Annotated in this window: 21 protein-coding genes; 9 read left to right on the forward strand and 12 right to left on the reverse strand. The window is 73.1% G+C overall.

Going from position 1 to position 22456, the window contains the following annotated elements; genetic code table 11:
- Positions 1-283: 283 nt before the first annotated feature.
- Entirely contained in the window at positions 284-1075 is a 792-nt protein-coding gene (locus ACWC21_RS15485) for a hypothetical protein (RefSeq protein ID WP_450881923.1), read from the reverse strand.
- Between the two features lie 135 nt (positions 1076-1210).
- Between ACWC21_RS15485 and ACWC21_RS15490 the strand changes: the two genes are divergently transcribed.
- From ACWC21_RS15490 to ACWC21_RS15500, 3 genes are all read left to right on the forward strand, one after another.
- Positions 1211-1618 carry a CoA-binding protein gene (locus ACWC21_RS15490; RefSeq protein WP_450881925.1) on the forward strand — a complete coding sequence of 136 codons (408 nt, stop codon included), beginning with the start codon at positions 1211-1213 and terminating at the stop codon, positions 1616-1618.
- 201 nt (positions 1619-1819) lie between these two features.
- Entirely contained in the window at positions 1820-3457 is a 1638-nt protein-coding gene (locus tag ACWC21_RS15495; protein ID WP_450881927.1) for an APC family permease, read from the forward strand.
- 95 nt (positions 3458-3552) lie between these two features.
- On the forward strand, positions 3553-4776 hold the full coding sequence (locus ACWC21_RS15500; RefSeq protein WP_450881928.1) for a 4-hydroxybenzoate 3-monooxygenase: 1224 nt from the start codon (positions 3553-3555) through the stop codon (positions 4774-4776).
- 8 nt (positions 4777-4784) lie between these two features.
- Here ACWC21_RS15500 and ACWC21_RS15505 read toward each other — a convergent pair whose 3' ends face one another.
- On the reverse strand, positions 4785-5144 hold the full coding sequence (locus ACWC21_RS15505) for an ArsR/SmtB family transcription factor (RefSeq protein WP_450881930.1): 360 nt from the start codon (positions 5142-5144) through the stop codon (positions 4785-4787).
- A 59-nt stretch (positions 5145-5203) separates the two neighbouring features.
- On the opposite strand from ACWC21_RS15505, the gene ACWC21_RS15510 reads away from it, so the two are divergent.
- Positions 5204-6229 carry a cation diffusion facilitator family transporter gene (locus ACWC21_RS15510; RefSeq protein ID WP_450881932.1) on the forward strand — a complete coding sequence of 342 codons (1026 nt, stop codon included), beginning with the start codon at positions 5204-5206 and terminating at the stop codon, positions 6227-6229.
- A 2-nt stretch (positions 6230-6231) separates the two neighbouring features.
- Here ACWC21_RS15510 and ACWC21_RS15515 read toward each other — a convergent pair whose 3' ends face one another.
- Both ACWC21_RS15515 and ACWC21_RS15520 read right to left on the reverse strand, forming a co-directional pair.
- Positions 6232-6789, reverse strand: coding sequence for a YbaK/EbsC family protein (locus ACWC21_RS15515; protein ID WP_450881934.1), 558 nt, complete (start codon positions 6787-6789; stop codon positions 6232-6234).
- A gap of 31 nt (positions 6790-6820) precedes the next feature.
- The gene (locus tag ACWC21_RS15520) at positions 6821-7393 is read right to left on the reverse strand and encodes a helix-turn-helix domain-containing protein (RefSeq protein ID WP_450881936.1); all 573 of its coding nucleotides are present in this window, start codon (positions 7391-7393) and stop codon (positions 6821-6823) included.
- Positions 7394-7486: 93 nt separating this feature from the next.
- Between ACWC21_RS15520 and ACWC21_RS15525 the strand changes: the two genes are divergently transcribed.
- The 4 genes from ACWC21_RS15525 (at position 7487) to ACWC21_RS15540 (ending at position 10850) form a co-directional block, all read left to right on the forward strand.
- Positions 7487-8344 carry an EamA family transporter gene (locus ACWC21_RS15525; RefSeq protein ID WP_450881938.1) on the forward strand — a complete coding sequence of 286 codons (858 nt, stop codon included), beginning with the start codon at positions 7487-7489 and terminating at the stop codon, positions 8342-8344.
- Positions 8345-8413: 69 nt separating this feature from the next.
- Entirely contained in the window at positions 8414-8671 is a 258-nt protein-coding gene (locus ACWC21_RS15530) for a hypothetical protein (protein WP_450881940.1), read from the forward strand.
- Between the two features lie 41 nt (positions 8672-8712).
- Positions 8713-9168 carry a hypothetical protein gene (locus ACWC21_RS15535; RefSeq protein ID WP_450881942.1) on the forward strand — a complete coding sequence of 152 codons (456 nt, stop codon included), beginning with the start codon at positions 8713-8715 and terminating at the stop codon, positions 9166-9168.
- Between the two features lie 107 nt (positions 9169-9275).
- Complete coding sequence (locus tag ACWC21_RS15540) at positions 9276-10850, forward strand: MFS transporter (protein ID WP_450881944.1); 1575 nt, start codon at positions 9276-9278, stop codon at positions 10848-10850.
- A gap of 446 nt (positions 10851-11296) precedes the next feature.
- On the opposite strand, the gene ACWC21_RS15545 is transcribed toward ACWC21_RS15540, so the two are convergent.
- Both ACWC21_RS15545 and ACWC21_RS15550 read right to left on the reverse strand, forming a co-directional pair.
- Entirely contained in the window at positions 11297-11911 is a 615-nt protein-coding gene (locus tag ACWC21_RS15545) for a class I SAM-dependent methyltransferase (RefSeq protein WP_450881946.1), read from the reverse strand.
- A gap of 78 nt (positions 11912-11989) precedes the next feature.
- A complete protein-coding gene (locus tag ACWC21_RS15550) occupies positions 11990-12760 on the reverse strand; it encodes an acyltransferase (RefSeq protein ID WP_450881948.1) in 771 nt (256 codons plus the stop codon).
- A gap of 107 nt (positions 12761-12867) precedes the next feature.
- Between ACWC21_RS15550 and ACWC21_RS15555 the strand changes: the two genes are divergently transcribed.
- Positions 12868-13398 carry a gamma carbonic anhydrase family protein gene (locus tag ACWC21_RS15555; RefSeq protein WP_450881950.1) on the forward strand — a complete coding sequence of 177 codons (531 nt, stop codon included), beginning with the start codon at positions 12868-12870 and terminating at the stop codon, positions 13396-13398.
- A gap of 15 nt (positions 13399-13413) precedes the next feature.
- Here ACWC21_RS15555 and ACWC21_RS15560 read toward each other — a convergent pair whose 3' ends face one another.
- The 6 genes from ACWC21_RS15560 to ACWC21_RS15585 all read right to left on the reverse strand — a co-directional run bounded on the left by ACWC21_RS15560 (position 13414) and on the right by ACWC21_RS15585 (position 22455).
- Positions 13414-14067, reverse strand: a complete 654-nt coding sequence (locus ACWC21_RS15560; protein ID WP_450881952.1) for a DedA family protein — start codon at positions 14065-14067, stop codon at positions 13414-13416.
- A 99-nt stretch (positions 14068-14166) separates the two neighbouring features.
- Positions 14167-15288, reverse strand: coding sequence for a class I SAM-dependent methyltransferase (locus ACWC21_RS15565; protein ID WP_450881954.1), 1122 nt, complete (start codon positions 15286-15288; stop codon positions 14167-14169).
- The gene (locus ACWC21_RS15570) at positions 15285-16469 is read right to left on the reverse strand and encodes a glycosyltransferase (RefSeq protein ID WP_450881956.1); all 1185 of its coding nucleotides are present in this window, start codon (positions 16467-16469) and stop codon (positions 15285-15287) included. The genes ACWC21_RS15565 and ACWC21_RS15570 overlap by 4 nt, the downstream gene beginning before the upstream one ends.
- The gene (locus ACWC21_RS15575) at positions 16466-17272 is read right to left on the reverse strand and encodes an alpha/beta fold hydrolase (protein ID WP_450881958.1); all 807 of its coding nucleotides are present in this window, start codon (positions 17270-17272) and stop codon (positions 16466-16468) included. Before ACWC21_RS15575 ends, ACWC21_RS15570 begins: the two co-directional genes overlap by 4 nt.
- Before the next feature lie 3 nt (positions 17273-17275).
- Positions 17276-17587 (reverse strand): phosphopantetheine-binding protein, encoded by a 312-nt coding sequence (locus tag ACWC21_RS15580; RefSeq protein WP_450882076.1) that lies wholly within the window; start codon positions 17585-17587, stop codon positions 17276-17278.
- Positions 17588-17592: 5 nt separating this feature from the next.
- The gene (locus ACWC21_RS15585) at positions 17593-22455 is read right to left on the reverse strand and encodes a beta-ketoacyl synthase N-terminal-like domain-containing protein (RefSeq protein WP_450881960.1); all 4863 of its coding nucleotides are present in this window, start codon (positions 22453-22455) and stop codon (positions 17593-17595) included.
- Position 22456: the final 1 nt, after the last annotated feature.

The following is a 22456-nucleotide window of genomic DNA, read 5'->3' on the forward strand; positions in this document are numbered from 1 at the left end:
CACGAGGACGAGGACGCCTTCCGCCGCGCCCTCGGCCCCGGCGGCGCTCCCCGGGGCGACGGAGTCGACACGGCGCGCCGCGACCGGCCGACGCGGTGTGACCGTGTCCGCGTGGACCCTCATGACGAGCCTCCACGACCCCGGACCGGCTCAAGGCCGGGACCGGCGAGGACGAGGACGCCTTCCGCCGCGCCCTCGGCCCCGGCGGCGCTCCCCGGGGCGACGGAGTCGACACGGCGCGCCGCGACCGGCCGACGCGGTGTGACCGTGTCCGCGTGGACCCTCATGACAGGCTCCCCAGGTCCCGCACCAGATCGAGACCGAGCAGCCGGTCGGCGTAGGCGTACGTCTCGAAGCGGGCGCCGTCCGGCAGGCCCGGCTCGGTCTCCACCCGGCCCAGCTCCCGCAGCACTCCGGGCACGTCCAGATCGTCCTCCCAGGCGGTGCGCAGCCGTCCGCGCACCTCCTCGGGAACCGGCCGCGACGGCCGGCGGCCCCAGACGGCGACGGCCCGCCGCCAGCGGGCGAGGTTCCGCTCCGCTTCGTCGAGGGCGTCCGCGTCGAGCCGTACGGGCGTCCCCCGGGGCGTGGCGAGCAGGGCCAGGCGCAGGGCGGCGGGATCGCGGACACCGACGTCGGCCGCCGTCGGAGCCTCCGGCCCGGTCACCGGGGCGACCTCGACCAGGACGGTTCCGTCCGGCGGCGACCCGCCGACCGCCGCCGACCGCTCCCCCGTCACACGGATGACCTGGGACTCGCCCAGCCCCGACGCGAGGTCCCGGCCGTCCTCGAAGGGGCGGATGCCCAGGCCGGTGGCGGCGGCGCGGAGTTCCGGCTGCTGCCGGTCGCCGGTGAGCACGGCCCAGACGGGGGTGCCGCCGAGTTCCAGGACGCGGACGAGGACGTCGGCGACGAGCAGCACGCGCAGGGCGGAGGCGTCGAGGCCCGTGGCGTGCGCGTGGACCCGGGTCAGGACCCGCCGGGCGGGAGCGGCCTCGACGGGCGCACCGGTACGGGAGTCGATGATGCGCAGCACGGCCCGACTGTAGGCGCAGGGACGGCCCTTTGCAGACACTTGGCCGCGATTGCGGATGTTGTGGCGGGATACCGGACGGCATGGCGCGGCTTCCGGACAGTGCGGCGGGAATCACCGCCCGGCGGCCGCCGTTTCCGCCGAGGACAGTGACCCCGAGGCCCGAGGAGGCCGGCCGTGTACGGTGACGCAGCGACCATCCGCAGGATCCTGACCGAGCTCGGTGACACCTGGGCCGTCGTCGGCCTCTCCTCGAACCGGGGCCGGGCCGCGTACGGCGTCGCCGAGGTGCTGCGGCGCTTCGGCAAGCGCGTGGTGCCCGTCCATCCGAAGGCGGAGACGGTGCACGGCGAGCCCGGCTACGCCTCCCTCGCCGAGATCCCCTTCGAGGTGGACGTGGTCGACGTCTTCGTCAACAGCGACCTCGCCGGACCGGTCGCCGACGAGGCGGTCGCCAAGGGCGCCAAGGCGGTCTGGTTCCAGCTCGGGGTGATCGACGAGGTCGCGTACGAGCGGATCCGGGCGGCCGGACTGGACATGGTGATGGACCGGTGCCCGGCGATCGAAATTCCTCGTCTGGGCTAGCTGTCTCACTCTCTTCTCACATTGCGTGTCTGAATACGAACATTCCGTACAACCGCCTGACCTGTACAAAGACCGTGACGCTCCGTTCCGGCTCAACAGTCAAAATTTGGGAAACAGTCTTTTGCCGACTCGCAAGGCGTCCCTACCCTGTGGCCTCATTGCTCGTTAATCCTCTGTTCAGAAACTGAGAGGCCACTTGACATGGCGAATGTCGACCATGCCGTGCCGCAAGCCACGAGAGACCCGAGCGGTCTGCGAAGGGACGTCGGGCTGATCGGACTGATGTGGGCCTCCGTGGGGTCCATCATCGGCTCCGGCTGGCTCTACGGAGCCCAGAAGGCCGTCATGGCGGCCGGCCCCGCGGCGATCATCTCGTGGGTGATCGGCGCGGTGGCCATCGTCCTGCTCGCGCTGGTGCACGCCGAACTCGGCGGCATGTTCCCGGTGGCCGGCGGAACGGCCCGCTACCCGCACTACGCGTTCGGCGGCCTGGCCGGCATGTCGTTCGGATGGTTCGCCTGGCTGCAGGCGGCGACCGTGGCCCCGATCGAGGTCGAGGCCATGATCGGCTACGCCGCCCACTGGCACTTCGCCCAGGGCTTCCAGCACTCCGACGGGACACTGACGCCCAGCGGCATCGTCGTCGCCGTCCTCCTCATGGCGGTCTTCGTCGCGGTCAACTTCTTCGGCGTCCGGGCCCTGGCCCACACCAACAGCGCCGCCACCTGGTGGAAGATCGCCGTCCCGCTGGGCGCCATCTTCATCATCGCCGCGGGCCACTTCCACGGCGGCAACTTCACCTCGGAGGGCTTCGCCCCGCTCGGCGCGAAGGGCGTGCTGAGCGCCATCAGCGGCAGCGGCATCATCTTCGCCCTGCTGGGCTTCGAGCAGGCGATCCAGCTGGCGGGCGAGAGCCGCAACCCCCAGCGTGACCTGCCGCGCGCCACGCTCGGGTCGGTCGCGATCGGTGCGGTGATCTACATCCTGCTCCAGGTCGTGTTCATCGCCGCCCTGCCGCACAGTGCCTTCGCGCACGGTTGGGCCAAGCTGGACTTCCCCGGCATCAGCGGCCCGTGGGCCGGCCTGGCGACCCTGGTGGGCCTGGGCTGGCTGGCCGTGGTGCTGTACGTGGACGCGGTGATCTCCCCCGGCGGCACCGGCCTGATCTACACCACCGCCACCTCCCGCGTCTCCTTCGGTCTCGCCAAGAACGGCTACGCGCCGAAGGTCTTCGCCCAGACCGACAAGCGGGGCGTGCCCTGGTTCGGCCTGATCATTTCCTTCGTGACCGGCGTGGTCTGCTTCCTGCCCTTCCCGAGCTGGCAGGAGCTGGTCGGCTTCATCACCTCGGCGAGCGTCCTGATGTACGCCGGCGCTCCGCTCGCGTACGGCGTCTTCGCCGACCGGCTGCCGCACTTCGCGCGCCCGTACCGGCTGCCCGGCGGCAAGGTGATCTCGCCGCTGTCGTTCGTGGTGGCGAGCCTCATCATCTACTGGTCCGGCTGGGACACCCTGTGGCGGCTCGGCATCGCCATCATCCTCGGCTATGTGCTGCTCGGCTCCTACGCCTGGTACGCCACGAGCAAGGAACTGCCGGACGCGCCCCGGATGGACTTCAAGGCCGCCCAGTGGCTCCCGGTCTACCTGCTGGGCATGGGCGTGATCTCCTGGCTGGGCGGCTTCGGCGGCTCCGGCAAGCTCCCGCTGTGGTGGGACATGCTGGTGATCGCGGCGTTCTCCATCGGCATCTACTACTGGGCCAAGGCCTCCGCCTCCGGCACCGAGGAGATCGAGCGCAGCATCGACGAGGTCGTCGTCGTGGACATGCCCGCGCACTGAGTGCGGCCGTCCGCACCGACGGCAGCACTCCGCTGAGGGCCCGGCCGCTCCCGCGGCCGGGCCCATGCCTGTCTGAACACCGTCATACTGGCCCGGTGACACTCCCCTCCCCCCACCTCGATCCCCCTGCCGAAGAGCGCCGTCCGGTCGTCATCGTGGGTGCCGGGCCCGCCGGGCTCGCCGTCGGGAACATCCTGCGAGCCGCCTCCGTCGACTGCGTGGTCCTCGAGACCGAGAGCCGCGGGTTCATCGAGACGCGACCGAGAGCCGGGATCGTCGAGGAGTGGGCGTTGCACGAGCTCCGACGGCGCGGGCTCGGCCGGGGCATGCTCGCGGGGGCCGAGGCGCACACCGAGTGCGAGTTCCGCTTCGCCGACGAGCGGCACCGGTTCGCGTACACCGACCTGACGGGCCACCGCCACTACGTCTATCCGCAGCCGATGCTGGTGACCGATCTGGTGCGCGAGTACACCGAGGTCCGGGGCGGCGACATCCGCTTCGGCGTGCGGGACGTACGGCTGCACGACCTGGACACGGACCGTCCCTCGGTTTCCTACCTCTGCCCGGAGTCGGGGCGGCGGCGGATCATCGGCTGCGACTTCGTGGCCGGCTGCGACGGGGCGCGCGGGGCCACCCGGGACGCACTGCCGCCCGGGCGGGCCCGGATCGCCCGGCACGACTACGGCATCGGCTGGCTGGCACTGCTCGCCGAGGCGCCGCCCTCCTCCGACTGCGTCGTGTTCGGCGTCCATCCGCGTGGCTTCGCCGGGCACATGCCCCGCAGTCCGGAGGTCACCCGCTACTACCTGCAGTGCCCGCCCGGCGACGACCCTGAGAACTGGGGACACGAGCGCGTCTGGGCCGAGCTGCGGGAGCGGCTGGGGGCGGCGGGGGCGCCGCCGCTGACGGAGGGACGGCTGATCGAGAAGCGCGTGCTGGACATGCACGACTACGTGGTGGAGCCCCTGGTGTTCGGCCGGCTGTTCCTTGCGGGTGACGCCGCCCATCTGACCGCGCCCATCGCGGCCAAGGGCATGAACCTGGCCCTGCACGACGCCTTCCTCCTCGGCGACGCGCTCGCCGCGCGGCTCACCCGGGGCGACAGCACCGGACTGGACGGCTACTCGGCGGCGGCGCTGCGGCGGGTGTGGGACTACCAGGAGTTCTCGCAGTGGCTGTCGGACATCTATCACGGGGCGGCTTGCGGCGATCCGTTCCGCGCGGGCACCACGCTGGCCAGGCTGCGCCGCCTGTTCGCCTCATCGGCGGCGGCCGCCGCGTTCGCGGAGCAGTACCTGGGCACGGCCGCGCGGCACTGACGCCCTCCTCAGTCGTGCACCGGCCGGTCGCCGATCCGGTGGTCCGCCACGTTCAGCGCCTCGTCGACCAGGCGGCGCAGATGACCGTCGTGCAGTGAGTAGACCACGCGGCGGCCCTCCTTGCGGGTGCTCACCAGCCCCGCGAGCCGCAGCCGGGCCAGGTGCTGGCTGACCGCGGGCCGGGCCGCCCCGCACTCCGCCGTGAGGGTCGTGACGTCGGCCTCCCCCCGCGTCAGCGCGTGCAGCAGCGCGAGGCGGGTGCGGTCGCCGAGCAGGGCGAGGAGTTCGGCGGCGAGCGTGAACTGTTCCTCGCCCGGGCTGCGCGGATGCGCATGGTGCGCAGGTGACAGGTGCATGCGTGCGCTCATAAGCACATAATGGCTCCGTGGGCGGCGTACGTCCACTCCCGCAGCCGAAGGGGAAGCACGTGAGCGACCACAACCATCACCACGAACACCCGCATCGCTCCTCCGCCCGCCATCGCCTCGCCCATCTCCTCACGCCCCACTCCCACGAGACCGCCGACAAGCTCGACCCGGCGCTGGAGTCGAGCGCGCGCGGCATGCGCGCGCTGTGGGTCTCACTGGCCGTGCTGGGCGGGACGGCGCTGGTGCAGGCGGTCGTGGTGGCCGTCTCCGGATCGGTGGCGCTGCTCGGGGACACGGCGCACAACGCCGCGGACGCGCTGACCGCCGTACCGCTGGGGATCGCCTTCATGCTCGGCCGACGTGCCCCGACACGCCGTTTCACCTACGGGTACGGGCGCGCCGAGGATCTCGCGGGCCTCGCGATCGTGCTGACGATCGCCGCGTCCGCGGCCTTCGCGGCATGGACGGCGGTGGACCGGCTCCTGGATCCGCGGCCCGTCGCCCACCTCCCGGCCGTCGCCGTGGCCGCGCTGGTGGGGTTCGCGGGCAACGAGTGGGTGGCCCGGTACCGGATGCGGGTGGGCCGTGCCATCGGGTCGGCCGCGCTGGTCGCCGACGGTCTGCACGCCCGGACCGACGGGTTCACGTCACTGGCCGTGCTGGTCGGCGCCGGGGGATCCGCCCTGGGGTGGCAGCTCGCCGATCCGCTGGTGGGGCTCGCGATCACGGCGGCGATCGGCCTGGTGCTGCGGGACGCGGCGCGGGAGGTGTTCCGGCGGGTGATGGACGCCGTCGACCCGGCGCTGGTGGACCGCGCGGAGCGGGCACTCGGCGAGGTCGCGGGCGTGCTGGAGGTCGGTGAGCTGCGGCTGAGGTGGATCGGGCACCGGCTGCGGGCCGAGGTCGCGGTCGTGGTGGACGGCGAGGCGACGGTCCGCCAGGCCCACGCGGTGGCCGTCGAGGCCGAGCACGCCCTGCTGCACGCCGTGCCGAGGCTCACCGCGGCCCTGGTGCACGCGGATCCGGCGCCCGCCCCGGGCCACGCGGACCCGCACCTGCCGCTGGCCCACCATGTGACCGCCTGAGGTCAGGCCGTGCCCAGGCCCTCCAGCACCACCGCTCCCGGCAGCTCGGCGAACGCCTTGCCCGGCACCAGCAGTTTGCCGCGCCGGCGCCCGCTGCCGACCAGGACGTAGGGCAGGTCGACGACGGCCGAGTCCACCAGCAGCGGCCAGCTCTCCGGCAGCCCGATCGGCGTGATGCCCCCGTACTCCATCCCGGTCTCCCCCGTCGCGGTGTCCATCGACGCGAAGGAGGCCTTGCGGGCCTCGAGCCGGCGGCGCACCACACCGTTGACGTCGACCCGCGTGGTGGACAGGACCAGGCACGCGGCCAGGGTGGTGGCGCCGCCCCGCCTGCCCGCGACGACGACGCAGTTGGCGGACCGCTCGAGCAGGTCGCGCCCGTAGTGCTCGACGAAGGTGGCGGTGTCGGCCCACTGCGGTTCGGTGTCGACGTAGACGATCTGGTCGGCGGGGACGCTGCCGCGCCAGTGGCGCACGGCGTCGGCGACCGGGCCGACCAGTTCGTCGAGGCAGTCGGGAACGGGCGTCGCGTTGTCGAAGTCTCCGATGGGTGCGCGCATGACCGCACGCTACAGCCCCGGGAGAGCGGGCTCAGCGCACCGGCGGGACCGAGACGGTCATCACCAGCTCCGCGGGGACGTCACCCTCGTTGCCATATGTGTGCGGGGTGTCGGCCTCGAAGGAGACGCTCGCACCGGCCGGGACGCGGTACTCGGTCCCGTCGACGGTGAGCGTCAGCTCGCCCGCCGTGACGTGGACGAGTTCCACCGTGCCGGAAGGGTGCGGGTCGGAGGCGCTGGCCTCGCCGGGCATCAGGTGCCAGTCCCACATCTCCAGCGGGCCCGGTGCCTCGGCGCCCGCGAGGAGCCGGTTGTAGCTGCCCGCCTCGGTGTGCCAGAGCCGTACGGCCTGGTCGGCGGGGACGATGCGGACCTTCGGGCCCTGTTCGTAGTCGAGCAGGGTGGTGACGCTGATGCCGAGCGCGTCGCCGATCTTCACGACCGTGCCGATGCTGGGGTTGGTGCGGGCCTGCTCGATCTGGATGAGCATGCCGCGGCTGACTCCCGCACGGGCGGCCAGCGTGTCCAGGGTGAAGCCGCGCTCGGTGCGCCAGCGCTTGACGTTGCGCGCCAGGGACTGGGTCAGCAGGTCGAGGTCCGACACATTCCGTCCAATATCATGGATGACAGAGTTCAATGGACTGAACTACGGTGGGGTGAACCCGATCGTTCACCGAACTGTACTGCGAGGGGTCTCGTGACCGCATTCTTCGCCCTGGCCAGCAGCCTTCTGTGGGGCCTGGCCGACTTCGGCGGCGGGCTGCTGACACGGCGAGCCCCCGCGCTCACGGTCGTGATGGTCTCCCAGACGATCGCGGCCGTGGTCCTCGGTGCGATCGTGACGGCCACCGGAGGCTGGAGCGAGGCCGGGCCGCGACTGTGGTTCGCCTTCGCGGCAGGGCTGGTCGGGCCGGTGGCGATGCTGTCGTTCTACAAAGCTCTCGCACTGGGGCCGATGGGCGTCGTCTCCCCGCTCGCCACCCTGAGCGTCGCCGTCCCCGTCGCCGTCGGCCTCGTCCTGGGCGAACGTCCGGGCCTCGCGCAGGTGACGGGCATCGCGGTCGCCGTCACGGGCGTCGCCCTCGCCGGCGGGCCGCAGCTGCGGGGCGCCCCCGTGCAGCGGCAGGCGATCCTGCTCACCCTCGTCGCCGCACTCGGTTTCGGTACGGTGTTCGCTCTGATCACGGAGTCCTCGACCACCGTCGGCGGTCTGTACCTCGCACTGTTCGCGCAGCGCGTGACGAACGCGGCCGCGGGCGGAGCCGCCCTGTACCTCTCGGTGCGCCGGGGCACCCCCGCCCTCCCGGTGGATGGATTCTCCCGGGCCGACCTGCCCGCGCTCGCCTTCGTGGGCCTCGCGGACGTGGCGGCCAACGGCACCTACTGGGTCGCCGCCCACCACGGCCCGGTCACCGTGGCCGCGGTACTCGCCTCGCTCTACCCGGTGGTCACCGCGCTGGCCGCCCGCGGCTTCCTCCGGGAACGCCTGCGTGCGGTGCAGGCGGCGGGCGCGGGCCTCGCCCTGCTCGGCACGCTGCTCCTGGCGACCGGCTGACAGCCCCGAAACGGTGGGGGCACGGGGCCACAGGGGTCGCCCCTCGCAATCCGGGGTAGAGAGTCAGCCGTGTACGCGAGTCCCGACGACGAAGCCACCGCACACCTGCTCGTGGCCGCTGCTTTCCATGAAGCCGCCGCGAAGGCCCACGAACGGGACGACGTCTCCATCGGCGAGTTCTCCCGAGCCGTCCTCGCCCGCTTCGACGAGTACGGTGAGCTCCAGGGCCGCCTCTACGACGTCGTCCGCGGCTACGCGGCGAAGCACGCCTCCCTCGAGGAGCAGGCCGCGCTGGAACGATGGATCGCGGAGAAGACGGGTTCCTGACGCGCCGGCGTCCGGGCTGGCCGCAGGGGCACGCCGGCGCCTTGCTGGATCAATCCGGCCCCGCCTATGGTGCGACGACGTCGGAGTCGGCGCCCAGCGAACGGCGCCCGGAGTACGGGGCGGTCGTCGTGGGCGTTTATGTCCGGATCAGGGGCTGGCTGGAGTGCGATGACCGGCAGCTCATCCAAGTCAAGGAGATCGTCGGAGCGGACGATCCCGATCGGACATACGGCGGAGGCTGGGCCTTTCCCGCGAGGCAGTACAACTTCACCAATTGGGTCTTCTTCGGGGCCGAGATGCGCGCGCAGTCCGCCGACCGGTTCCTGGAGCAACTGCGCCGTGTGGCGCGGGTCCCGGCTTCCGACGACGACAATGACCTGATCACCGGTCTGTTCCTCGTCAGCCACGAGTCCGAGGGCATGAGCGAGTGGCAGGTTCGCGACGGCATCGTGGTGATCGGAGCCCCGAGCGGGGCGTATCAGTTCCTCGACGAGTAGGGCCGGTGAAGAGCCTTACGCTGCCGATACGCTCCGCCGAATTGACCCATGATTCGAGCAGGAGAATGAACCCTGTCCGGGGTCTTTCCCGGCCATAGATTCATGGCATGACGGACAACGCGCACACCGCTCAGGCCGCCCCCCACACACCCACCACCGCTCACGAGGACTCCCCGCGCACCAACTTCGCCGAGGCTGCCCCCAAGGCGTTCGAAGCCCTTACCCGCAAGGCCGACGAGGACGAGGCCCGGCTGCACATGACCCTGGAGACGACGCCCGGGCCACGCCCGGCTCCCAGGGCCCTCGCACGGCGCGGGAGGGCGAACGCCGCGAACCTCGCCCTCCTCGCCTTCGCCCAACTGATCATCTCCGTCGACTACAACATCGTCTACGTGGCGTTACCCCAGATCGGCATTGGCCTGGGCTTCTCCGCGCAGCACCTCCAGTGGGTGATCAGCGCGTACGCCGTCGCCTTCGGCGGCTTCCTGCTCCTCGGCGGCCGCGCCTGCGACCTGTTCGGCCCACGCCGCACGTTCGTGCTCGGACTGAGCCTGTACGGAGTCTCGTCGCTGGCAGGCGGCTTGGCCGCAGGACCCAGCCTGCTCATCGCGGCCCGCGCCGTGCAGGGCATCGGCGGCGCGTTCCTCTTCCCCGCAACGCTCACCCTCGTCGGCACGCTCTTCGCGGAGGGCCGCGCGCGCAACCGCGCCTACTCGGTGTGGGGCGCGGCGGGCGGCAGTGGACTCATCGTGGGCGCGCTGCTCGGCGGCGCACTGACCCAACTCCTCGGCTGGCGCTCGGTACTGTACGTCAACGTCCCGCTGACCCTGATCGCGGTGGTGGCCGCCTTCCGCCTCATCACCCCGGACACCGCTCGGCGGGCCGGCCGCCGGATCGACCTGCCCGGCGCCCTGACCTCCACGCTGGGCGTCACGGGGCTGGTCGTCGCCCTGGTCCAGGGCCCGGAGTCGGGCTGGCTGTCGGCGACCGTCGTGCTCTCCGCGGCGTCGGGCGCGACCCTGCTGGCCGCCTTCCTCCTCATCGAGGCCCGCACTCGCGACCCCTTGATGCCCCTGCGGCTGCTCCGTGGCCGCCGGCTGCGCACCGGCATGGCCGTGACGTTCCTCTACATGGCGACGATCGGCAGCCTCGCGTACTTCCTCACCGTCTATTTCCAGAACGTCCTCGGCTACGACGCCTTGCGCACCGGTCTCGCCTACCTCGTCCCCATGCTGGCGATCACCGCGGGCTCGCTCCTCGCGGGCCGGATCACCACCCGGCTCGGCGCCCGCACGGCGATGACCGGCAGCCTCGCGCTCGGCGCGGCGGGCACGGCGATGGTGGCACTCGCCATGGCCGCCGACGGCTCCTACGCCGCGCTGATCCCCGGCTTCCTGGTCCTCGGCCTGGGCCAAGGGGCGGGCTACTCCCTGATGTTCGGCGCCGCCGTCGCGGGCATCGCGGGCCACGAGCAGGGCATCGCCTCCGGCATGGCGTCCACGACCCAGCAGGTAGGCGGCGCGGTGGGCCTGGCGGTCCTGGTCGGCATCGCGGGCCTCGGGCAGCACACCTCGGCGGCGGCCACGGTGGCCGGCGCGCGCACCGCGCTCTTCGTGGCAACGGCGGGCATCGCCCTGACAGCCCTGGTGGCCCTCGGCTTTCCGCGCAGGCCAGCACGGTGACGCCGCAACGTCGTCGGACGCGCATCACGCAGCGCCGGTATGGGGCCGGCCCGTCACCTGCCCCCTGTTGGTGACGGTCCTTCCGCGCTCTTTTCCCGGCGTCCCTGACACGATTGTGGCTTATGATCACGACAAGGCGGGGTCGTAGCACAGAGGTAGTGCGCCGCGACATCATCTCGGAGGACGTCGGTTCGAATCCGACCGCCCCGCCCCTCACGGGACGACGCAGGGGCCGTGCAAGCCCGCCGGCTCCTGCGCACTGTCACTGTGGCATGTTCGGATGCCTGAGCGCACCGAGTGCGGCAGTCGGCCAGAGACCCGACATGGAAGGTCTCCGGCGGCGCCATGGACAGCCTCACAGCTGCAGGTTGTGCCACCGCTGACATCGCCCGATGCGGCAGGACGGACGACGAGATCAAACGTCCTCCTGGCCCGTCCACGTCGGTTCAGTGAGCGGGTTTCTCCCAGGTCAGCGAGTACCGGCGCAGCACGTGGCGGCGGTAGCGCACGCCGGGCAGCAGCCGGTGGGCGGCAGCCCGTACCTGCCCGTAGCTCATCTGCGGATCGGCGACCGGCATGCCCTGCGGGCCACGCGCGCGACGCAGCACCTTCGTGATCCGCACGATCGGGGCGGCCGCGATCAGTGCCGCCCATTCCGTCACGCTCGCCTCGCGGGCCAGACCGACCACCACCAGCGTGCCGCCGGGCCGCAGCAGCTCACGCATGCGGACGAGGGCCGCCTCGAAGTCCATGTGATGGATCGTGGTCACCGAGCAGACGAAGTCGTACTCCGCACCCCCGAGTTCCGCGGTGAGGAAGTCTCCCTGGACGAAGGTCAGTTGCGGGTGACCGGCGGCGGACTCGCGGGCGCGGGCGATCATGTCCGGTGACTTGTCGACACCGGTGACGCGTTTCGCCCGCCCGGCGAGCTTCCGGGCCAGCAGCCCGTCCCCGCAGCCGACGTCCAAGGCATCGCCGCACCCCTCGGGAACGGACCGGAGGATGCCCGGGTGCCGGGCAACGTTGGTGTTCCAGTACGGCTCTTCGGCAGGCTCGCGCATCGGATCAGCGTAGGGCCGGTCACCGACTGGACGCCGACGGATTCGCGGTGCCCATGGGGAGTGGGGACCGCAGCCGAGTCAGCTCTCGGTCTCCAGCTCCGCCAGCCGGGCCACGTCCGCCTCGTCCAGCTCCGCCAGGGACAGCAGCTGCTCCGAGGTGACGCCTTCCGGGATCGGCACCGGGGGCGGCGTCCGCAGCGGCGGCTGCCAGCCGTCGGCGGGTGTCCAGCGGCGTACGACCTTGGCGGGCGCGCCGGCCACCACGGCGTGGTCGGGCACGGTGCCGCGGACCACCGCCCCGGCGGCCACGACCACGTTCCGGCCGATCCGCGCGCCGGGCAGGACGACCGCGCCGGTGCCGATCCAGCAGCCCGGGCCGATCTCCACCGGCTCCATCCGCGGCCACTGCTTACCGATCGGCTCGTGCGGGTCGTCGTACGAGTGGTTGGTGGAGGTGACGTAGACGTACGGCCCGAAGTAGCAGTCGCTGCCGATGGTGACCGTCGTGTCGGCGATGACATGGCTACCCCGGCCGAGCACGACCCCGTCGCCGATGCGCAGGATCGGCTCGGGCCCGAGGTCGAGGTCGGGCATGAGGCCCGCGGTCAGGGTGACCTGTTCGCCGACGATGCAATGGGCGCCGAGGTGGATCCAGGGTTCGCCGAAGACGGTGCCCAGCGGGAAGGCGAGCCTGGTACCCGTTCCGATCGCGCCGAAGCGCAGCCGTCCCGGGTGCTCGGCGGTGACCGAGCCCGTGCGCTGCACCCATGCCCAGCCCGCGTGCACGGCGCGCTGGAGGAGACCGCGCCGCCAGGACGAGAACGAGAACGTGTTCTTGTGGATGGGCATCCGCTCACCGTACTCAGCGCATGGTCCGGCCAAGAGCCCGGAAGGCTGTGATCTTCGCCCCACCGGGTGGCGTACCGTGCGAATGTACCGACGACGAGGAGAGGGCGATGACGCACAAGGCGTTGATCATGGGCATCGGCGGCAGGGAACCGAAGGTCGACACCGAGGCTTTCGTGGCGCCCACGGCCTCCGTCATCGGGGACGTGACGCTGGAGGCGGGTGCGAGCGTCTGGTACGGGGCGGTGGCGCGCGGCGACGTGGAGCGGATCACCGTCCGGGCGGACGCCAATGTGCAGGACAACGTGACGCTGCACGCCGACCCGGGCTTTCCCGTCACCATCGGCGAGCGCGTGTCCGTCGGGCACAACGCCGTGGTGCACGGCGCGACCGTCGAGGACGACTGCCTGATCGGGATGGGCGCGACGGTCCTCAACGGGGCGGTGATCGGCGCGGGGTCCCTCGTGGCCGCGCAGGCTCTGGTGCCGCAGGGGATGGTCGTGCCGCCGGGGTCACTGGTGGCGGGGGTGCCGGCGAAGGTGAAGCGGGAGCTGACGGAGGAGGAGCGCCAGGGGGTGACGCTCAACGGCACGCTGTACGCCGAGCTGGCCAAGGCGCACCGGGACGTGCACCGGGACTGATGTCCCGGGCCTGCCTCAGTCGGCGGCCGGGACGGGTTCCGGCTCGGTCTCGGCCTCCCGCCTGTCGGCCGCCTTCTTCGCCTTGCGCTTGAGCACCAGCATCGACGACAGGCCGATCAGCAGGGCCACCACCAGGCCCAGGTAGGAGAAGCGCTTGAGCCAGTCCTCGGCGACGACTCCGACGTAGTAGATGACGGCGGTGGTGCCGCCCGCCCAGCAGATGCCGCCGAGGACGTTGGCGATCAGGAACTTCCAGTACGGCATGTGCAGGACACCGGCGAGCGGGCCTGCGAAGATGCGGAGCAGGGCGATGAAGCGGCCGAAGAAGACCGCCCACATGCCCCACTTCTCGAAGGACCGCTCGGCGGTGGCCACGTGGCCCTCGCTGAAGTGCTGGGGGAACTTCCTGCCCAGCCAGGCGAGCAGTGGTCGCCCGCCCTTGCGGCCGATGGCGTATCCGATGGAGTCGCCGACGACGGCGCCGGCGGTCGCGCACGCACCCAGCACGAAGGGGTTGACGCCGGAGTGCTGGGAGGACATCAGGGCCGCCGAGACCAGAACGATCTCACCGGGCAGCGGGATGCCCAGGCTCTCCAGACCGATCACCAGGGCCACCACGGCGTAGACGGCGGCCGCGGGCACCGAGTCGAGCCATTCCTGGACGTGCACCGCCGGTTCCTCCCCTGTCGGTCATCACTTGCGGGAAGGTCGCCCGTCGGGCGCTCCCCCAGTGAAGGCTACCGGTTCGCCCGCGGACGGCGGCGGCCCTCAGTCACGGCGGGCCACGAGGCGGTAGGCGTTGGACAGGCCGAGCCGGTGGGACAGCGGCCGTACCCCGAGACGGTCCACCAGGGTGGCCAGGACCAGGGCGGGTACGCCCGCGAGCAGGGTCGCGGTGCGCAGGCTTCGGCTCAGGGCCCCGGGCGGCTCGCGCAACCAGGGGGCGTCCTCGCGCGGCGCGGTGTGGTCCAGGGCCAGCCAGACGGCGGCGAGCAGGTCGACCGGGTCGTGCGGTTCGGCGTGCTGCTCGGCGACCACCGTGAAGCCGAGCTCGGTGAGCCGTCGGCGCAGGTTGGCGACGGGCACGAAGTGCAGGTGCTGCGGCTGGAGCCAGGGCAGCCACCAGCGGCCGAGGAGACGGGCGTAGCGGCTCTCGGGGTCGGGGACCTCGATCAGCAGGTGGCCGCCGGGGCGGACGGCCTGGTGGGCGGCGCGCAGTTCGCGGTCGGGGTCGGTGCTGTGTTCCAGGTAGTGGAACATGCTGACGACGTCGTAGCGGGCGGCGAGGTCGGGTGCCAGGTCGGGGAAGAGGCCGCGGTGGGCGTGTTCCACGCGGCCCTCGCGGGCGGCGATCTCCACGCCGTCGGTGAAGTCGAGGCCGTCGAAGGAGGTGCCGGGCAGCACCTCGCGGGCGGCCGCGCAGAAGTGGCCGTGCCCGGTGCCCACGTCGAGCCAGTTCTTCGGGGTGGGATCGTGCGGCAGCATCGACTCGGCGCGGCCCCGGTACATCTTCGTACGGCCCCCGAAGGTGCCGCCCATCCTCTGCTCGCCGAGGCCGTCGTAGAAGTCTCGGTAGTAGAACTCCAGGCCCTCCTCGTTCAGCGCCGGGTTCTGGAAGGTGTGCCCGCACGCCTCGCAGCGGTCGAGGAGGAAGCGGCCCGGTTTGTGCTGGAGCAGGTCGGTGGTGCGCAGCCTGGTGGTCAGGCGGTCCGACCCGCACCAGGGGCAGGTGCTGCGCCGGGGCGCGAAGAAGCGGTCCACACCGCTCGCCAGGTCGGCCCGGTAGGCGGGGCGCAGCTCGGCGACCCGGGCGGCGCGGTCAGCTCGGCCGGCACCGCGAGCACCCCCGGCACCACCGGCGTCGTCGGGGCCTTGGGTCTCGTTGCTCATCGGGTTCCCTCCGGACGTGTGTCGGCGGCCAGCCGCTCGAGGCGGGTGGCGGCGGCGGGGGCGCCGCCCGCGGCGCGGAACGCGGCGCGGATCCGTTCCGCGGCGGTGCGGTGGCCGGGTTCGTACAGGACCGTGTCGAGGGCCGCGCCGAGCCCGGCGGCGGAGACCCGGCCGAACCGCACCCGGACGCCCGCTCCCGCGTCGACGACCTGGGCGGCCACCACGGGCTGGTCGTCACGGATGGGGGCGACGACCAGCGGCACGCCGTGCCAGAGGGCCTCGCAGACGGTGTTGTGCCCGGCGTGGCAGACCACCGCGCCGGCCCTTTCCAGGAGCGCGAGCTGGGGCACGTAGGGCAGGACCAGTACGTCCTTGTCCCCGCCGGACACCTCCAGCGTGCCGCCCGGATCGGCCACCACGGCCTGTGTCCGGTCGGCCCGTTCGCGCACCGCGCCCACGCACTCGGCGAGGAAACGTCCGGCCGCGTCGGCGTTGGCGGTGCCCAGGGTCACCAGGACCGTGGCCCGGCCGGGGTCCAGCCACTCCCAGGGGAACCCGGGCGCGGCCGGGCGGGCGGCGACCGAGGGGCCGACGTAGTGGATGTGTTCGCCCCGGACGGCCGACGGACCGGCGAGTTCCGGGGTGCTGAACGCCAGCAGCAGGTGGGGGGAGAAACGCGGGTCGGTGTCGCCGGCCGGGTCACCGATGCGGGCGCGCAGCTCGTCGAGCCTCGCCCTGATCCAGTCGGCGACCTTGGGCATGCCGTCGTAGGCGCCGGTGAGTTCGGCCGAGGTGGTCGCGGAGGTGGCCCAGGGCAGGCCGAGGCCCTCCGCCACCAGGGCGCCGGCGAAGGCCTGCTGGTCGGCGACGACGACATCGGGGCGCAGGCTCCGCACGGCCGCCCGGACCCCGGGGGCCATGGCGTCGGCGAGCGGCAGCAGGTACCCCTCCCACAGGTACTTCAGCGCCTCCGGGCCACGCAGTCGGGGCGGGCGCTCGGCCGGGGCGGGTCCCGCGCAGGGGAGGACGTCGGCCTCCGGGCCGGCGAGCCGCCGAACCAGCCCGGCGTCGGCGCACACCCAGGCCACCCGGTGTCCGCGCGCCGCGAGTTCGGCGGCGACGCCCACCGCCGGGTTGATGTGCCCCACCAGGGGCGGTACGACGAACAGGAAGCCGCTCACCGGACGGCCTCGGCCCCCGCCGAGCGGATCAGTTCCAGGACGTGCCCGCCGACCGCCCCGGCCGCCTCGACCAGCACGGAGTGTTCGTGTCCGGGCAGCACGACGGACCGGAAGTCGGCGAGCAGCGCCTCCTTGAGGGGCGCCAGTTCCACCAGGTCCGAGTCGCCGCCGTAGACGCCGAGGACCGGGCAGCGCACGGCTCTGATCTCGTCCTCGGTGAGCACCCTGCTGGCGGGTATGTCCCGGCCGAGGGTGGTCTCCCGGGCGAGCCGTGCGGCGCCCTTGGCGAGGCGCGCGGTGTTGTGCCCCCGGTGGGCGGTGATCCAGGCGATCGCGTCGGGCTCGTTGTACGCCAGCTGGTTCAGTACCCGGTCCAGGATTCCGCCGAGCTTCGCCGCCCAGGCCGCGGTGGCCGGCTCGGACTCGATCAGGGTGAGGCTGGCCGCCCGCTCCGGGTGGCGGGCTGCGTAGCCGAAGGCGATGGTCCCGCCGTAGGAGTTGCCGACCAGGTGGACGGGCCCGGTGATGCCGAGCCGGTCGAGCAGTGCTTCGAGGTCGTCGATGTTGTGGTCCAGGGTGTAGCCGGCCGGGGGCCGCTCGCTGCGGCCGTGGCCGCGCAGGTCGTACATGACCACGTCGACGCCGGCCACCGCGAACCGCGGGGCCACCGTGAAGTAGTAGCTGGCCAGGCTGTCGGTGAGCAGGCCGTGCACGAGCACGGCGGTGGCGACCGGGGGACGGCCGTCCTCGGGGCCCATGCGCTGCACGTGCAACCGGACTTCGCCGGTGTCGACGATGGCCATCCGTCAGCTCGCCTCCGCGGCCTTCAGGCTGTGCACGACGTGCTCGACGAGCCGGCCGACGGTGAGCTCGATGATCTCCTCGAACTCCATGCCGGCCAGGAACTCGGCGAAGTTGACCCGGTTTCCGTAGTGCTCCCTCAGCAGACCCGCCAGGGTCACGAGGTCGATGCTCTCCAGCTCCAGATCGCGGTTGAACGTCGTGGTCATGCCGATCTCGAGGTCCTCCTCGCCGTACTCCTCGAGGAGGGTCAGGAGCATGCCCCTGATGTCGGCGAGCACCGCCTCCTCGTCGGCGGACGCGGTGGTCGGCTCCATGGGATTCATCGCTCCTGCTCCTCTTCGTCGTCGCCCGCCGGGCCCGTCGTCCAGGCCACGACGTAGTCCCTCGGCGGCAGTGCGGGCGGGTTGCGGACCGGTGCGCAGTGCACCGTGTACACGCGTTCAAGGCGTCCTGAGACCAGCAGCCGGTCCCCGGCCGGTGCCGCGTGGAAGACGGCGAAGTCCCGGGGGCGACCGCCGAATCCGGTGCCCTCCGCCTTCGCCACGGCCTCCTTCGCGGCCCAGAACCGGGTGAACCAGAGCGCGGCGTCCCCCGCCGCGGACAGGGCACGCAGCAGCCGGAGTTCCTCGGCGCCGAGAGCCGCGGCGACGGCCGACGGGGCGCGTTCGGTGACCTCTTCGATGTCGATGCCGGGTCCCGGGCCGGGCGTGTGCGGGCGCACGATCGCCACGCCCGCCTCGGCACGGTGGGCCAGGGACACGTCCAGCGGGGGCAGGACGCGTCCGTGCACGCCGGTGACGTACGGGCGGCCGAGGTCGTCGTTGTGCACCTGGATCTCGGCCGGGTAGACCGGTCCCTCGCCCTGCTCCCACAACCACCGCCGTACGGCGTCCTTGACCGCGATCCGCCCGAGCAGCCACTGCCTGCGGCCGCGCGGCGCGTGCTCGGCGTACCGCGCGCGCTCCGGGCCGCCCAGGGAGTTCCGCATGATCAGCTCGCGGGACGCGAGGTCCGGCCACCTCTCGTGCAGCAGCGACCAGCCGCCCGCCCGGGGTTCGGAGAGGGTGTTGCGCTCGGGGAAGCGCTCGACCGGGCGGGTCTGCGGGTCGTTGTCGAAGCGGCGGTCCTGCCAGCCGGTCAGCCGGGCCCACACCCGCCCGGCGACGGTGAGTTCGACGTCCGCCTCGAGGACGGTGTCGGTGAGCGAGGTGATCCGTACCAGGCACTCGACCCGGGTGCCGGGGGCCGGACCGGGTCCGTGGAAGAGCATGTGCCGTATCTGCACGGGGAACACGACGGTCCGCTCGGTCCTGGTGGCCATGATCCAGTAGCCGAGGATCTGGCCCACGTTGTCGAGCAGGGCGCCGGGGGCGGTGGGCGTGGTGATGACGCCGCGCACGTGTTCGTCGCCGATGCCGGTGAGTTCGGTGACCCCCTGGAACGCCGGCCCGTGGAACATCCAGCGCTCCCGGTAGATCTGGTCGGCGCTGTGGTCGGGGGTGCGTTCCGGGGTGCCTTCCGGAATGAGCGGAGCCGTGCCCGCTTCGGGCGGTGCGGTGTGGCGGGCGGCGAGTTCGACCACGGCTCGGGCCGTCGGGCCGAAGGAGACGGCGAGGCGGTCGGGGTCGTCGGGAGCCCTGGTGACGGTGACCTGGACGTCGACGGGCGGGGTGGCGGTGAGCCACCGGTCGAAGCGGGCCCCGTGCACGGCGACCGCCCGCATCCCGGGTGCCGCCTGCTCCGCCGCGTCCATCATGTGCTGCACGATCGTGGTCGCCGGCACGACCGGCCAGCGGTCGGCCAGGTCCGGCCATCCGGGACGCTGCGGGAAGAAGCAGTGGTCGAGGAGGTGGGGCATGGTGTCCGGCGAGACGTGGACGGTCGTCTGACGGGTGGCCGGAGTCGCCGTGGCCGGGGGCCGCCGGGCGGACGGAGTCGCCGTGGCCGGGGGCCGCCGGGCGGACGGGGTCGCCGTGGCCGGGGGCCGCCGGGCGGACGGGGTCGCCGTGGCCGGGGGCCGCCGGGCGGACGGGTCGGCCGCCTCGCGGGTGCCGCCGGCGGTCCCCGGGCCGCTGCCGGTGCGCGGGGGTGCGGCCGGGGGCCTGCGTCCGTCCGCCGTGATGAGCTCGGCGGCCGTGTGCGCGGTGTCGCGCAGCAGCGCGCTCAGTTCGGCGGCGGCCGGGAAGCGTGCGGCGAGGGTGTCCAGCGGGGAGGTCAGGGCGGCGGGGCCGTCGTGGGCCGGGGTCTCGTCCGCAGCGGGCGCGGCGCGCAGCTCCGCCCGCAGCGCGGTGAGGGCCGGGCCGTCGAGCGACACCAGCGCGCCCCCCAGGTCGAGCCGGACCGGCGGACGCTGCGGCCGGGCGGTGGGCGCGGAGGCCGGGGCGGAAGGGGGTGCCCCCGCGGAAGCCGGCGCCGGGGCGTGCGGCTTGGGCAGTGCCGGTTCCACCCGGGCTCCCGCCGTCCACAACGCCGTGGCGACGCGGCGGAGTTGGGCGAGACCCGTTCGGTGCGGCGAGTTGGCGGCGACGGCCAGGTGGTCCCGGTCGCCGAGGGTGTCGTCGATGAGGGAGGCGAGTTGTCCGGGGCCGGCCTGGACGAAGGCGCGGTGCCCGGCGTCGTACAGGGCCTCCACGAGCAGGCGGAAGCGGACGGGTTCCAGCAGGTGCCGGACGAAGAGTTCGCGTACGGCCGTCTCGCCCTCGGGGAACGGTGCGGCCGTCGTCCCCGACCAGACGGGGACGGTGGGCGGGTGCAGCCGGAACCGGGCGGCGGCCTCCTCGATGGGCGACAGGTAGGGCTCGAGCATCGGCGTGTGGAATCCGGACCGGAACGGCAGCACCTGGCACAGCACGCCCCGGGCGCGGAAGGCCCGTACGAAGTCACCGACCGCCGTGTCCGGGCCGCACACCATCGACTGGCCGGGCGCGTTGTCGTGGGAGAGCACGATGCCCGCGTCCGCCCAGCCTCCGGCGAGGGCGGCGACGACCTGCTCGGCCGGCGCGCCGACGGCGGCGAAGGCCAGGCCCGGGACGCTGACCGTGTCCGGGTCGAACCCGGCCATGAACGCGTCCACGTCGGCACCCGAGTACAGCCCGGCCACCGCCATCGCGGTCCACTCGCCGACGCTGTGCCCGGCGACGGCGTCCGGGACCACGCCCATCCGGCGCAGCGCCGCGTCGAGGAGCCGTCCCGCGCCGACGACACCGGCACCGTGCCGTCCCACGTCATCGACCCGCGGCTCCTCGGCGGTGGCCCCGGGGAGCCCGGGCAGGCCGAAGTGCGCGGCGACGTCGTCGACGCGGGGCGTGAACTCGGCTTCCAGACCGGGGAAGACGAAGACCAGCTTTCCCTGCCCGGGTCCGAGGAGCGGCCCGGGCCGGAACCAGACGTCGCTGCGGCCCTGCCAGGCCCTGCCCTTGCCGACCGCCCGCCGGGCGAGCGCGAGCCGCCTGGCGGTGGGATCGACGATGCCGAGCCGCGCGGGCCCGGCCTCCGGGTGTGGACGGGCGACGTCCAGCCCGGAACCGAGGACGGCGGAGTCGTCGGCGGCGAGGAGCGCGGCCAGCCCTGCCGGACGGTCGGCGGCGAGCAGGAGGACGCGCTCCGGTTCGGTGACGCGGACGGGGGTCGGCGGGCGCCCGCCCGTGACCTTCGCGGAGTCGGCGGCGCCCGCACGGGCCGGGGCGCGGCCGGGGGCACGGAAGGTGCCGTCCGCGGCGGACGCCGTCGCTCGCCCGGCAGGTGCCTCCTCCAGCACCACGTGGGCGTTGATGCCGCCGAAGCCGAAGGCGTTCACGGCCGCCCGGCGCACCGGACGGTCCGGGGTCGTCTCCCAGGGGACCGCCTTCTCCAGCGGGCGGAAGCGGGTGCGGGCGAGGGCGGGGTGCGGGTCGTCGCAGTGCAGGGTGGGCAGGAGCGTGGCGTGGTGGACGGCGAGGGCGGCCTTGACCAGGCCCGCCACCCCGGCGGCCGGCATGGTGTGGCCGATCATCGACTTCACCGAGCCGAGCACGGCGCGTTCGTCGCCGTACGGGTCGCCGGGATCTCCGGGGCCGAACACCTCGGCCAGCGTCGCCAGTTCGGCGGTGTCCCCGGCCGGGGTCGCGGTGCCGTGCGCCTCCAGCAGGCCGACCGCGCCGGGGACGGCCGGATCGAGGCCGGCGGCACGCCAGGCCTGGCGTACGGCGTGGCTCTGGCCGCCCGGGTCGGGGTTGACGAGACCGGACGTACGGCCGTCGCTGGCCACGCCCGTGCCGCGGATCACCGCGTACACGCGATCGCCGTCGCGCTCCGCGTCGGACAGTCGCTTGAGGACGACCACTCCCGTGCCCTCGCCGATGAGGATGCCGTCGGCGTGCCGGTGGAAGGGGCGGATGCGCTGGCTCGGGGACAGGGCGCGCAACTGGGAGAAGACGCTCCAGAGGGTGATGTCGTGGCAGTGGTGCACTCCCCCGGCCAGCATCAGGTCGCAGCGCCCCGCGGCGAGTTCGCCGACGGCCTGGTCGACGGCGACGAGCGAGGAGGCGCAGGCCGCGTCCACGGTGTAGGCGGGGCCGCGCAGATCGAGCCGGTTGGCGATGCGGGAGGCCGCCAGGTTGGGCACCAGGCCGATCGCGTTCTCGGGGCTGTCGGGGCCCAGGCGTTCGGTGAACGCCGCCCGGACGCGGCCGAGTTGCTCCGGCGTGAGGTCGGGCAGCAGCTCGCCCAGGGTGCGTACGAGCTGTCCCGCCGTGCGGACCCGCTGGTCGAGCCGGACCAGGCCGGGGGTGAGGTAGCCGCCCCGGCCGAGGACGACACCGACACGGTGCCGTTCGGGCAGCCGGTCGTCACCGCCCGCGTCGGCGATCGCGGCGGCGGCCACGTGCAGGGCGATCAACTGGTCGGGCTCGGTGCCCGCCACCGAGGCGGGCATGATGCCGAACCGGGTGACCTCCACCTCGGCGAGGCCGTCCACGAACCCGCCCCGGCGGCAGTACACCTGGTCGGCCGCGGCGGGCCCGGTCGCGGCCGAGGGCCGGTAGTAGTCGGCGTCCCAGCGGCCCTCGGGCACGTCGGCGATCGCGTCCACGCCGTCGCGCAGGTTGCGCCAGTAGGCGTCGAGGCCGGCGGCCCCGGGCAGCAGGACCGCCATCCCCACGATCGCCACCGCTGTCTGACGGCTCATCACATCGCGGCCGGTCATG

Source organism: Streptomyces sp. NPDC001348 (genome assembly GCF_053597535.1).

Excerpts from the sequence above, each read along its gene's own strand:
- ACWC21_RS15545 (WP_450881946.1), bottom strand. The coding sequence starts at position 11,911 with ATGCGCGAGCCTGCCGAAGAGCCGTACTGGAACACCAACGTTGCCCGG.
- ACWC21_RS15540 (WP_450881944.1), top strand. The coding sequence starts at position 9,276 with ATGACGGACAACGCGCACACCGCTCAGGCCGCCCCCCACACACCCACC.
- ACWC21_RS15575 (WP_450881958.1), bottom strand. The coding sequence starts at position 17,272 with ATGGCCATCGTCGACACCGGCGAAGTCCGGTTGCACGTGCAGCGCATG.
- ACWC21_RS15555 (WP_450881950.1), top strand. The coding sequence starts at position 12,868 with ATGACGCACAAGGCGTTGATCATGGGCATCGGCGGCAGGGAACCGAAG.
- ACWC21_RS15550 (WP_450881948.1), bottom strand. The coding sequence starts at position 12,760 with ATGCCCATCCACAAGAACACGTTCTCGTTCTCGTCCTGGCGGCGCGGT.
- ACWC21_RS15495 (WP_450881927.1), top strand. The coding sequence starts at position 1,820 with ATGGCGAATGTCGACCATGCCGTGCCGCAAGCCACGAGAGACCCGAGC.
- ACWC21_RS15505 (WP_450881930.1), bottom strand. The coding sequence starts at position 5,144 with ATGAGCGCACGCATGCACCTGTCACCTGCGCACCATGCGCATCCGCGC.
- ACWC21_RS15515 (WP_450881934.1), bottom strand. The coding sequence starts at position 6,789 with ATGCGCGCACCCATCGGAGACTTCGACAACGCGACGCCCGTTCCCGAC.
- ACWC21_RS15585 (WP_450881960.1), bottom strand. The coding sequence starts at position 22,455 with ATGACCGGCCGCGATGTGATGAGCCGTCAGACAGCGGTGGCGATCGTG.
- ACWC21_RS15565 (WP_450881954.1), bottom strand. The coding sequence starts at position 15,288 with ATGAGCAACGAGACCCAAGGCCCCGACGACGCCGGTGGTGCCGGGGGT.
- ACWC21_RS15580 (WP_450882076.1), bottom strand. The coding sequence starts at position 17,587 with ATGGAGCCGACCACCGCGTCCGCCGACGAGGAGGCGGTGCTCGCCGAC.